The following is an 11984-nucleotide window of genomic DNA, read 5'->3' as shown; positions in this document are numbered from 1 at the left end:
AGATAATTCTTTCGAAGATACCGTAAATATACTTCCAAATTCGAAATACGCGCCGATCTGCTGCATGCCGGCGGCAGGCCACGCCGGTCAGTCCTCGCGAAAGGCGCGGTTGAAGCTGTCGGTGAACGGCGAGACCAGATAGTCGATCGCCCGGCGTGCACCATTGACGATCATGACCTCCGCATTCATGCCGGCGTGCAGCGTAACCTTATAGTCGCGCAGGCTTTCCTGATCGATTTCGGCGCGCACGACGAAGTAGGCCGCGCCGGTCTTGTCATCGACGAGCTGATCCGGCGCGACATAGGTCACCTTCGCTTGTATCGGCGGCAGCAGACGGGAATTGAAGGCGGTCAGGCGCACGCGGGTATTGGCGCCGACGCGGACCGCATCGATGTCGCGCGGATCGACCTTCGCTTCCACGATCAGCGGTTCACGCTCCGGCACGATGTCGAGGATCGCCTCGCCGGCGGCGATCACGCTGCCGGCGGTACGCATGCGGATGTTGGCGACGATGCCTTCCTGCGGGGAGGTCACGATCAGGCGGCGCAGCACATCCTCGGCCTGCACGATGCGTTCGGTGACCTCGGAGAGCATGAGCTGGGATTCCTGGATCTCCCTTGCGATGTCGTTCTGCCGTTCGAGGCTGATCGAGAGGATTTCCAGATTGGCCCCGGCCACCGCCTGCTCCGCCTTGGCCTTGCGCGCGGCGAACTCGCCCGCCCGGCCGACGAGTTCGCTCTGCTTGGTCTGCAGTTCGACGAGCTGACTGCGCTTGGCGTAGCGCTTTTCATAGAGGTCGGCCATGATCCGGACCTCTTCGTCGATGAGCGAGCGCTGCTGAATGGTGGCATCGATCTGGGCCTTCAGCGCATCGGCCTCGGCCTGATGCTGTTCGATGACGCGCTGCTGGATTTGGATCTTGCCATCCTGAACCTGGCTGCGTGACTTGAAGAAGGTCTGCTCGGCCCGCAGCACCTCGCGTGCGATCGGCGTTTCCATGCGCGCGATATCGGCAGGGAAAGCGATGCCGGTTGCGTTCGTCTGTTCAGCGCGCAGGCGGGCGAGCTTTGCTTCCAGTCCGATGCGCTTGGCCTGCAATTGCTGCAGTTCGGCGCGGGCCCGGGCGTCTTCGAGCCGCAGCAGGGGTTCATCCTTGGCGACCCGCTCACCTTCCGCCTTCAGCAGGGTCTTCAGGATGCCGCCCTCGAGATGGCTGACGGTCTTGCGCTTGCTGTCGACCGCGACGACGCCACTCGCGACGGCGGCATTGTCGAGCCGGGCGGTGACGGCCCAGGCGCCGAAACCGCCGAAGCCGACGCCGATCGCGGCCACGCCGGCGAGGACCAGGCTGCGCAGACTCGGGACACGCTCGTCCTGCGGATCCGCATCGATCTGCACGGCCAGGGACTGTTCAGGGCGCTTGATCAAGGAACGTCCTGTCATGCCTTCACCTCACGGATCGGGGTCGGTGGGGCGGGTGCGTTGGCGGCTGGCTCCATTTCGATGCGGCCGCTTGGCGTGATCATGCCGGCGATGGCGGCGCGCGGGCCGAATTGCTGCACGCGGCCCTCGCGCAGCACGAGGAGCTTGTCGACGACCTGCATCACCGAGGGGCGATGGGCGATGAGCACGACGATGGCGCCGCCTTCGCGCGCCGCGGCGATCGCGCGGATCAGGCTCTGCTCGCCTTCTGCGTCGAGATTGGCGTTGGGCTCGTCGAGCACGATCAGCCGCGGCGAGCCGTAGAGCGCCCGCGCCAGGCCGATGCGCTGGCGCTGGCCGCCCGAGAGCGTGAAGCCGGTATCGGCGACATTGGTGTCGTAGCCGAGCGGCAGGCGGCCGATCAGCTCGTGAACCCCGGCGATGCGCGCGGCTTCCAGGATGGCGTGGGGATCGGGCTCGCGCATGCGGGCGATGTTTTCGGCGATCGTGCCGTTCAGCAGCGAAACCGATTGCGGGAGATAGCCGACCATCGCGCCGAAGGAGCCGCGTTCCCACAGGAATGTGCTGTGTCCATCGAGATAGACGCCGCCGACATTGGGCTTGAGCACGCCGACCAGAAGCCGCGCCAGCGTCGACTTGCCGGCCCCGGAAGGGCCGACCACGCCGAGCACCTCGCCCGGTTCGAGCGTGAAGGAGACGCTCTTGATCACGGTCTGCTCCGAGCCCGGCGGCGCGAAGACGACGCGGTCGACCACGAGGTCGCCCTGGCAGGGCGGGGTCGGCACCGTCTGCCGCTGCGAGCTGCGCGCCAGTACAAGGTCGCGCACGCGTTTCCAGGCGGCGGCGGCCAAGACCCATTGCCGCCAATCGGTGATCATCGAATCAAACGGCGCCAGCAGCCGGCCGCTCAGGATGCTCGCGGCCATCAGCGTTCCGGCGGTGACCTCGTTGCGGATGATGAGGGTTGCGCCGGTTGCATAGACGGCAAGCTGCATGGTCATGCGGGCGGAGCGCGTCACGGCAGCGATGAACTTGGCGCGCCGGGTGCCCATGTCGAGCTGCTCGATCATTGCGAGCTGCTGGCCGCGCCAGCGCCTGGAAAGCGCGGGCAGCATGCCCATGGCCTCGATCGTTTCGGCATGGCGCAGGCTTGCGCCGACCTCGTTGATGCTGGCGACGCCCGCCTCGTTCGCCTCCTTGAGGGTCCGGCGTGTGAGCATGTCTGACAGCACGCCGAGCAGCAGCAGGATGATCAGCGAGGCCAGGGCGACCAGCCCGTAGATCGGATGCAATGCGAAGAGGACGGCGAGGAAGATCGGCGACCAGGCCGCCTCCAGCGGGGTGGCGATGGCCGAGCTGGCGATGAAGAAGCGGATGTCGTTCAGGTCTCGAATCGCCTGGGTCGCCTGTCCCGAGCCCTGCTCCAGAGAGGAGCTCACGGCCGCCTGCAGCGCCGGCAGATTGAGCCGGCGCGCAAAAATGCTGGCCATGGTCTGGAATGTCAGGGAGCGGATGAACTCGACCGTGCCGTACAGCGTCAGGGCTCCGATCGCGATGACGAGGAGCATCGTGAGCGTGTCGTAGCTATGGCTGACGATGACGCGGTCCTGCACCTGCATCATGAACAGCGGAACGGTCAGCAGCAGCAGATTCACGCAAAGGCTGAGGAACGCCGCATAGCCGAGGCCGCCGACGAAGGATCGTTGGAGAGTTCGGATCAGGGCGTCAGGTGCCAGCATCGCAGCCTTCATGCATGACTCCGGGATCGTGATTGGGGTGCGGGGTGTGGCGGCAAGACCGCCAGACACGTGCCCGCCATCAGCAAGGCAAACGTGATACGGAGGGAGTGTCAAGATTATGACAGATTAGAAATGTAGTCCATCGATTCGACGGAAAGCAAATGAGGCAAAATCATGCAAAACTTTGAATTTCGAACTAGTTTCCAGCCATATCCGGATTGATGCAATCTTAATTATTAGCCACTGAATATGGCATGTGCTTTGCCTATAGGCTGTTAGTAGAGAAAGGGGACAAACGGGGTGGATTGTTCAATTTTCGATCAGGCGGAGTAAGGGATGCACTATAAATTGCATAGCGGCGGGCAATTCCTGGGCAGATCCTTGAATGGCGATCATCGGGCGGATGGGTCCGATGATCTCGAAGACGAACCCGATCGCGGAATTTCTCCGTTCGATCTGGCTCGCGTTATCGAACGAGTCAGCCGGCGCTTTCTGGACTACCTGCGCCAGGAGCTGAGCAAGCTGGGCATCGACGACATCTCGCCATCGCAGGTGATGGTGCTGATGACGATCGGGCAGGGCGAGATCGCGGTTCGCGATCTCCTGGACCGTGGACATTACGGAGGGTCCAACGCGTCCTACAATCTCAAGCAACTGGTGGAGAGTGGCTATCTCGACCGCGGGGCCTCGCCGCGCGATCGCCGGCAGGCACGGATCTCGCTCTCGTTGAAGGGGCAGATGCTGTGCGAGCGTCTGCGGCTTCTCGACGAGGCCAGCCAGTTCGGCCAGCGGCTCGAAAGCAACCGCGACACCGACCTGCGCACCACCCACGAAACCCTGCGCCATCTCGAACAATGGTGGAATGACGCGCTCCGCTACGGCGGGGTGCTACTCGCATCATGCATGTCCTATTCGTTCATCGCGCAGGATCTGGTCAGTTCGCTGCTCTGATCGCGAGCCTCGTCGCCGAGGGCGTCGAGGTGTCGCTGATCACGGAGCGCCCTGAGCAGGAGCAACCCGGCGTCAGTCAGCTGGTGTATTCGGTGGAGGAGACGTCGACGCGGCACCCCGCGCTCGCCGCCACCGAATATCACCTGCGGACGGGCGAGGCGGTGGCCCAGCTCATGGAGCGGCTGAAGAGCACCGACCCACCCGATATCGTCCTCGGACATATCGGGTGGGGCGGGCTGCTGTTCGCCCGCGACGCGCTGCCCGATGCCGCGTTGATCGGCTACTGCGAGTATTATTATCGCAGCGCGGGGTCCGACCTGGATTTCGGCATGAGCGATCCGGTTCCAGCGGCCGACCGCTATCGCGTCCGCATGCGCAACGCCGCGCAGCTTCTGGCTCTCGACACGCTCGACGCCGCCTATGCGCCGACGCAGTGGCAGCGCCAGCAATATCCGATGGCCTACCGCAAGCGAATCGCCGTCTGTCATGACGGCATCGACACGACCGTCTGCCGGCCCGATGCGGATGCGTCCTTCGTGCTGCCCGATGGCCGCGTGCTGAGACCGGGCTCGCCGGTGGTCACCTTCGTCGCCCGCGATCTCGATCCCTATCGCGGCTACCCCCAGTTCATGCGCGCTGCGGCTATTCTCGCCGCCCGCCATCCGGACCTCGTCTTCGTCGTGGTCGGCGGTGATGGAGCCGGCTATGGACGCCCGCGTTCCGATGACAACAGCTGGCGTGAGGCGATGTGCGGCGAGACCGGGCTTGGCGAGCGCATCGTCCACATTCCCTGGCTGCCTTACGAGAATCTGATTCGGCTGTTCCAGGTCTCGGCCGCGCATGTCTATCTCACCGTTCCCTTCGTTCTGTCCTGGTCGCTTCTCGAGGCGATGGCCTGTGGCTGCCTCGTCATCGGCTCGGATACGGAGCCGGTGAGGGAGGTCATCCGCGACGGAGGCAACGGCCTGCTCACGCCGTTCCATGACGAAGAGCTCCTGGCCGAGCGCATCGCCGAGGCACTGGCGCAGCCGGCGCTTGCCCGCTCTCTGAGACGGGCCGCCCGCGAGACGGTGATTGCCGGCTATGAGCGGGAGCGCTGCATCGACCGGCAGATCGGCTGGATCCGCCAGTTCGGCGAATAGGGCTACGGGATATTTGTCAGCAGCGCGGTTGCTGATACCGGTGACGGATCGCCCTCCGTCGGCGGCGGCCATCGCGAGGACCAAGCAATCCCATGCGCGCGGATGTTCTAGGGCTTCAGGCGTTCATCAGCATCGCGGAGCGCGGCAGCTTCCGCGCCGCCGCCTCGCATCTCAACCTGTCGCAGACGGCGCTCAGCCACCGCATCCGGAAGCTCGAGGAATCGCTGGGCACACCGCTGTTCCTGCGCACCACGCGTCAGGTCTCGCTGACAGCGGCCGGCACGGCGCTGCTGCCCCGCGCGCGGCGCATCTTCGAGGATCTCGGCTCGGCGCTCGACGAGGTCCGAGTCGATGTCCGGGAGGGCGATGAGCAGGTCTCGCTCGGCTGCCTGCCCACCGTCGCGGTCCATTGCATGCCCTCGGTGATCGCTGCCTTCGCCAAGCGCCATCCCGGCATCGGGGTCAGGGTTCACGATAATTCGGCTTCGGAGATCGCAGACAAGGTGCAGTCCGGCGAGGCGGAGTTCGGCGTCACCATCGTGGCCGCGAATCGCTGGGATCTGGAGCTCAAGCCGGTGGTGAAGGAGCCCTTCGTGCTGGTCAGCCATCGCAGCATGCCGCTCGCCCAGGCGCAGTCGCTGACCTGGGCGCAGCTGCAGGGCGAACCGCTGGTGCGCATCAGCGCCGAGACCGGCAACCGCATCCTCCTCGACGATGCGCTGGGCGCCCGGCGGGAGACTCTGACCTGGCGCTACGAGGTCCAGCGCGTCGTCACCGCGGTCAGCCTCGTGCGTTCCTGCATCGGCTATGCGGTGGTGCCGCAGCTCGCGCTCGATGTCGTCGATGCGGGCGATCTGGTCGCGGTGCCGCTGCGCTCCCCGGCGGTGACGCGCACGCTCGGCATCGTCACCCGCAAGACCGTGCCGCTGCGCCCGGTGGCGCGCGATCTCCTTTCGTTGCTGAGCCAAGCCTTGAAGCGCTCGGTCTCGGCGCGCCGAGATGAATGAAATTAATCAATCGCTGCATTCTTATCATTTGATGAAGCAATGAGCCTGCTCCACCCTTGCTGCGGGAAGAAACGCACAAGGAGTGGCGACGATGGCTGGAACAGCCGCGATCGCGTTCATCGGGTTCGGCGAGGTCGGGCAGGTCTTTTCGCGGGGCCTCGTCGCCAATGGCGCGACCGGAATCCGGGCCTATGACCTGCTGTTCGGCAGCGAGGCCGGCCAGCGGCTGGAGGATGCGGCGCGGCAGATCGGGGTGACCTGCGGCTCCTCGCCCGGCGCGGCCTGCGCTCAGGCGAGCTTCGTCTTCTCCGCCGTGACGGCCGATCGCGCCGAGGCTGTCGCCGCCGAGGCGGCGCGTTGGCTGAAACCCGGCCAGATCTTCGTCGACGTGAACTCGGCCGCACCCTCGACAAAGCAGCGGGCGGCAAAGGCGGTCGAGGCCAGCGGCGCTGATTATGTCGAGGCTGCGGTGATGGCACCGGTGCTGAAGCCGGGGCTCAAGGTCGCCATCCTCGCCGGCGGCCCGAAGGCGCAGGCAGCGGCCGGGACGCTCAACGGGCTCGGCATGAACCTGACGCCGGTCTCCGAGATGTTCGGCCGGGCGTCGGCGATGAAGCTGTGCCGCAGCATCGTCATCAAGGGGTTGGAGGCCTTGATGGTCGATTGCGCCGCCGCCTGCGAGGCCTGGGACGTCAAGGACCCGGTCTTCGCCAGTCTGCACGCGACCTTTCCCTCGATCGATTTCCATGCGCTCGCCGCCGACATGCGCGAGCGCGTCGCGACCCATGGCATCCGCCGGGCAGCGGAGATGCGCGAGGCGGCCGAGATGCTTGCCGCGGCCGGGCTCGCACCGGGCCTCGCCAGTGCCATCGCCGACGCCCAGGAGCGCGGTGCGCGCCGGAAGGGAGGCGCCTGATGACGCTCGATCGTCGCTCCGTTCTGGCCGGTCTCGGAACGGCCGGTCTCGCAGGGCTCCGTCCGGTGCGGGCCCAGCAGGGCTGGCCGAGCCAGGTCATCCGCCTCGTCGTGCCGTTCACGCCGGGCGGCAGCACCGACGTGCTGGCCCGGCTGATCGCCGCCAAGCTTGAACAGACGATCCCGGGCAAAGGCTTCGTGATCGAGAACCGGCCGGGCGCCGGCGGCATGACGGCGGCGGGGCAGGTCGCGAAGTCCGAGCCCGACGGCCACACGCTGATGATGGGCCATATCGGCACGCTGGCCTTCGCGCCCTCGCTCTACCCCAATGTGCCCTACGATCCGGTCAAGGATTTCCAGCCGGTCGCGCTCGTGGCGATGGTGCCGAACATCCTCGCAATCAACCCGAAGCTGCCGGCCAAGACGCTCGGCGAATTCATCGCCTACGCCAAGGCGAACTCCGGCAAGCTGAACTACAGCTCCGGCGGCCAGGGCAGCGCCGCGCACATCGCGACGGCCTATCTCACCTATCGTGCCGGCATCGACGCCGTGCATGTGCCCTATCGCGGCACCTCGCCTTCGGTGAACGATCTCGTCGCCGGCAATGTCCAGTTCACGCTGACCGGCGGCCCGGCCGTCCTGCCGCTGTCGGAAGGCGGGCAGCTCCGGGTGCTCGGCGTCGCCAGCCGCGAGCGCGTCGGCTTCGCGCCGGACCTGCCCACGCTTGCGGAAGCCGGGCTGCCCGATTTCGAGGCGGTGCAATGGCACGGGGTGGTGGCGCCTGCCCGGACGCCGCGCCCGATCGTCGACAGGCTCAACCGCGAGATCAACGCCCTGCTGACTCAGCCGGATTTCGCGGCGGCGCTCGCCCGGGACGGTGCCATCGCGCGGCCGGAATCGCCGGACCGGTTCGGCGAGCTGATCGCGTCGGAACTGGCGCTCTGGCGCGACGTCGTCACGCGCGCCGGCATCAAGGCGGGAGAGTGAGGCGATGGGGCAGATCGCCGTTCCCTGCATGCTGATCCGCGGCGGCACCTCGAAGGGGGCCTATTTCCTGCACGACGACTTGCCGGAGGATATCGCGGCGCGCGACGCCTTCCTGCTTGCCGTCATGGGTTCGCCCGACAAGCGGCAGGTGGACGGGCTCGGCGGCGCGCATCCGCTGACCAGCAAGGTCGCGATCGTCTCAGCATCGAGCGAGCCGGGCTGCGACATCGATTTCCTGTTCGCGCAGGTCAGCATCGAGACGGCGCAGGTCGATACGACGCCGAACTGCGGCAACATTCTCGCCGGCATCGGGCCGTTCGCACTGGCGCGCGGGCTCATCAAGGCGAGCGGCGCGCGGACGACCGTCCGTGTCCGGACCATCAATACCGGCACAATTGCCGACCTGACCATGGATACGCCCGATGGCGAGGCGAGCGCCGACGGCGACGCACGCATCGACGGTGTTCCCGGCACCTCCGCGCCGATCGATATCGGCTTCCTCGACGCGGAAGGTTCCGTCTGCGGGGCCCTGCTGCCAACCGGCAACGTCGTCGATGTGATCGAGGGCGTGCCTTGCACGCTGATCGACAACGGTATGCCGGTGATCGTGATGCGCGCCGCCGATGTCGGCCGCACAGGTTACGAACCGCGCGAGCAACTGAATGAAGATGCCGAGTTGAAGGCGCGGATCGAGCGCATCCGCCTCGCTGCGGGGCCGCTGATGAATCTCGGCGACGTGGCGAAGAAGGTCGTGCCCAAGATTGCGTTGGTCGCGCCGCCGCAAGCCGGCGGGGCAATCTGCACCCGCAGCTTCATTCCGCATGAATGCCATGGCTCGATCGGCGTCTTCGCCGCGGTGACGGTGGCGACCGCCGCCGTGCTGCCCGGTTCGCCCGCGGCCTCCGTCGCGGCAATGCCCTTGGGTCGCCAGCGTACGGTTTCGGTCGAGCATCCAACAGGAGAGTTCACCGTGACGCTGACGGTGGAGGGGACGGCCGAGCGGCCGGTGATCGAGAGGGCCGGGCTGCTGCGGACCGCGCGCATCCTGATGGAAGGCCGCGCCTTCGTACCGGCGCGCGTCCTGGCGGCGCATGCGGGCGGTGCCCGTCACGCTGCCGAATGAAGTGAGAGAGGGCTGAATTCCGATGGCGAACCTGCAGAAGACAGGTCTGGTGATCACCGCGCATCCCGGCGATTTCGTCTGGCGGGCGGGTGGCGCCATCGCGCTGCATGCGAAGCGCGGCATGCGCGTGAAGATCCTCTGCCTGTCCTATGGCGAGCGCGGCGAGAGCCAATTCGCCTGGAAGAAGGCCGGCGTCGGGATGGAGGAGGTCAAGGCGCAGCGCCGCGAGGAGGCAGAGGCCGCGGCCGAGCTGCTCGGCGCCGAGATCGAGTTCATGGATGCCGGGGATTATCCGCTGCGCACCACGCCCGAAATGCTCGACCGCGCCATCGACATCTTCCACGAGCTTGGGCCCAGCTTCGTGCTGACGCATGCGCTCGAAGACCCCTACAATGTCGACCACCCCGAGGCGACGCGCTTTGCCCAGGAGGCGCGCATCATCGCGCAGGCCGCCGGGCACAAGCCCGACCCGGAGCGCGCCTATGCAGCGCCGCCGGTCTTCCTGTTCGAGCCGCACCAGCCCGAGCAATGCAATTTCAAGCCGAACGTCATCCTCAACATCGACGAGGTCTGGGAGCAGAAGCGCCGGGCTTTCGAGATCCTCGCCGCGCAGAAGCATCTCTGGGAGTACTACACTCGCGTCGCGCTCAATCGCGGCATGCAGGGTGGCCGCAACTCCGGCAAGGCGATGACCTATGGCGAGGCCTATCAGCGGCTCTTCCCGGAAGCGCTGGAGGCGCTGGCATGACCCCTGTCGTTATTCGCTCCAAAAAGCGTGCGCCGGCTGCGGCGACGGCCGACCTCAAGGAGCTGGGCGTCTCGACCACGCATGAGGCGATGGGGCGGACGGGTCTGATGAAGCCCTATATGCGGCCGATCTATGCTGGCGCGCAGATCGCCGGCGGGGCGGTCACCGTCCTCGCCCAGCCCGGCGACAACTGGATGATCCATGTCGCGATCGAGCAGGTGCAGCCGGGCGACGTGCTCGTCGTCGCCTGCACGACAGACAACACCGACGGCATGTTCGGCGATTTGCTGGCGACCTCGCTCAAGGCGCGCGGCGGGATCGGCCTCGTCATCGATGCCGGCGTGCGAGACGTGCGGGTGCTGACCGAGATGGGCTTTCCGGTCTGGTCGCGTGCGATCTCGGCCAAGGGCACGGTCAAGGCGACGCTGGGCTCGGTCAATGTGCCCGTCGTCTGTGCCGGGGCGCTCGTCCAGCCCGGGGATGTGATCGTCGCCGACGACGACGGTGTCGTTGTGGTGCCGCGGCTGGAGGCGGAGGCGGTGGCGGCGGCCGGCCGCAAGCGCGAGGCCGCCGAGGAGGAGAAGCGTCGGAGGCTGGCCTCTGGCGAACTCGGGCTGGACATGTACGCTATGCGCGAAGGCCTCGCCAAAGCAGGCCTGGTCTATCGCGACGACGATTGAGACGACGAACGGGCTTCGCAGAAAGCCAGATCAGGGGAAGGGAACGGCAATGACGCATCGCAGGACGATTCTGGGTGGCATGCTCGGGCTGGCGCTCGCCGCCTCGACGAGCGGGTTCGCACTGGCGCAGGAGGCGGTGAAGATCGGCCTGATCCTGCCGATGACGGGGCCGTTCGCCTCGACCGGCAAGCAGATCGACGCGGCGGTGAAGCTCTTCCTCGCGAAGGAAGGTGCGGTTCATGGCGGGCGCAAGCTCGAGGTGATCCTCAAGGACGACGCCGGCAATGCCGACGCGACGCGCCGCCTCGCGCAAGAACTGGTCGTCAACGACAAGGTTTCGGTGCTTGCCGGTTTCGGCCTGACGCCGCTCGCGATGGCGACCGCTCAGGTCGCGACGCAGGCCAAGGTGCCGGAGGTGGTCATGGCGGCGGCGACCGCCTCGATCACCGAGGCCTCGCCCTATATCGTGCGGACCTCCTTCACCCTGCCGCAGGCGTCAGAGCCGATGGCCGACTGGGCCGCAGCCAACGGCATCAAGAAGGTCTTCACCGTCGTCACCGATTACGGGCCGGGCATCGATGCCGAGACCTCCTTTGCGGCCAAGTTCAAGGCGGCGGGCGGCACGGTGGAGAGCGTACGCGTGCCGCTGCGCAACCCGGATTTCGCGCCCTTCCTGCAACGGGTCTCGGAAGCCAAGCCCGATGCGCTCTTCGTCTTCGTGCCCTCGGGCATCGGCGCGCAGTTCATGAAGCAATTCGTCGAGCGCGGTCTCGACAAGGCGGGCGTCAAGCTGATCGGGCCCGGCGACGTGGTCGATGACGACATCCTCGAGGGGATCGGCGATGTGGCTGTTGGTGCGATCACCACGCATCACTACTCCGCGGCGCATGACAGCCCGGCGAACAAGGCCTTCGTCGAGGCTTTCCAGAAAGCAAATCCCGGCATGCGGCCGAACTTCATGGCAGTCGGCGGTTATGACGGCATGAAGCTGATCGCTGGGGCTTTGGAAGCGACCAAGGGCGATGCCAGCGGCGATAAGCTGATCGCGGCGATGAAGGGCGCTTCCTGGGAGAGCGTGCGCGGGCCGGTCAAGATCGACCCCGACACCCGCGACATCATCCAGAACATCTATGTCCGGAAGACGCAGAAGGTCGGCTCGGAGCTCCACAATGTCGAGTTCGCGACGATCAAGGACGTCAAGGACCCGGTGAAGGCCCGCAAGTGACGGGCAGACATCCGACCGCAGCGG

The 11984-nt window shown here is 66.4% G+C and carries 11 protein-coding genes; 9 read left to right on the top strand and 2 right to left on the bottom strand.

The window, feature by feature from the left end; genetic code table 11:
- Positions 1–87: 87 nt before the first annotated feature.
- Complete coding sequence (locus AC1DEZ_RS08785) at positions 88–1443, bottom strand: HlyD family type I secretion periplasmic adaptor subunit (protein ID WP_476779457.1); 1356 nt, start codon at positions 1441–1443, stop codon at positions 88–90.
- Positions 1440–3194, bottom strand: coding sequence for a type I secretion system permease/ATPase (locus AC1DEZ_RS08780; RefSeq protein ID WP_441511778.1), 1755 nt, complete (start codon positions 3192–3194; stop codon positions 1440–1442). Before AC1DEZ_RS08780 ends, AC1DEZ_RS08785 begins: the two co-directional genes overlap by 4 nt.
- Positions 3195–3530: 336 nt before the next feature.
- On the opposite strand from AC1DEZ_RS08780, the gene AC1DEZ_RS08775 reads away from it, so the two are divergent.
- The 9 genes from AC1DEZ_RS08775 to AC1DEZ_RS08735 all read left to right on the top strand — a co-directional run bounded on the left by AC1DEZ_RS08775 (position 3531) and on the right by AC1DEZ_RS08735 (position 11960).
- A complete protein-coding gene (locus AC1DEZ_RS08775) occupies positions 3531–4133 on the top strand; it encodes a MarR family winged helix-turn-helix transcriptional regulator (RefSeq protein WP_476779456.1) in 603 nt (200 codons plus the stop codon).
- Positions 4082–5275 (top strand): glycosyltransferase, encoded by a 1194-nt coding sequence (locus tag AC1DEZ_RS08770; RefSeq protein ID WP_476779455.1) that lies wholly within the window; start codon positions 4082–4084, stop codon positions 5273–5275. Before AC1DEZ_RS08775 ends, AC1DEZ_RS08770 begins: the two co-directional genes overlap by 52 nt.
- 92 nt (positions 5276–5367) lie before the next feature.
- Entirely contained in the window at positions 5368–6282 is a 915-nt protein-coding gene (locus tag AC1DEZ_RS08765; protein WP_476779454.1) for a LysR family transcriptional regulator, read from the top strand.
- Positions 6283–6373: 91 nt separating this feature from the next.
- Complete coding sequence (locus AC1DEZ_RS08760; protein ID WP_476779453.1) at positions 6374–7198, top strand: NAD(P)-dependent oxidoreductase; 825 nt, start codon at positions 6374–6376, stop codon at positions 7196–7198.
- Positions 7198–8184, top strand: coding sequence for a Bug family tripartite tricarboxylate transporter substrate binding protein (locus AC1DEZ_RS08755; protein WP_476779452.1), 987 nt, complete (start codon positions 7198–7200; stop codon positions 8182–8184). Before AC1DEZ_RS08760 ends, AC1DEZ_RS08755 begins: the two co-directional genes overlap by 1 nt.
- Positions 8185–8188: 4 nt before the next feature.
- Positions 8189–9307, top strand: a complete 1119-nt coding sequence (locus AC1DEZ_RS08750; RefSeq protein ID WP_476779451.1) for a 4-oxalomesaconate tautomerase — start codon at positions 8189–8191, stop codon at positions 9305–9307.
- A 22-nt stretch (positions 9308–9329) separates the two neighbouring features.
- Positions 9330–10055, top strand: a complete 726-nt coding sequence (locus AC1DEZ_RS08745) for a PIG-L deacetylase family protein (RefSeq protein ID WP_476779450.1) — start codon at positions 9330–9332, stop codon at positions 10053–10055.
- Positions 10052–10735: a 4-carboxy-4-hydroxy-2-oxoadipate aldolase/oxaloacetate decarboxylase gene (locus tag AC1DEZ_RS08740; protein WP_476779449.1), complete on the top strand. Its 684-nt coding sequence runs from the start codon at positions 10052–10054 to the stop codon at positions 10733–10735. Before AC1DEZ_RS08745 ends, AC1DEZ_RS08740 begins: the two co-directional genes overlap by 4 nt.
- 49 nt (positions 10736–10784) lie before the next feature.
- Positions 10785–11960 (top strand): ABC transporter substrate-binding protein, encoded by a 1176-nt coding sequence (locus AC1DEZ_RS08735; protein WP_476779448.1) that lies wholly within the window; start codon positions 10785–10787, stop codon positions 11958–11960.
- The last annotated feature ends 24 nt before the right edge of the window (positions 11961–11984 follow it).

The sequence above is a fragment of the Allobosea sp. 10L422 genome (assembly GCF_056395345.1).
The sequence above is the reverse complement of the archived record's forward strand: the minus strand, read 5'-3'. Positions and strand labels throughout refer to the sequence as shown.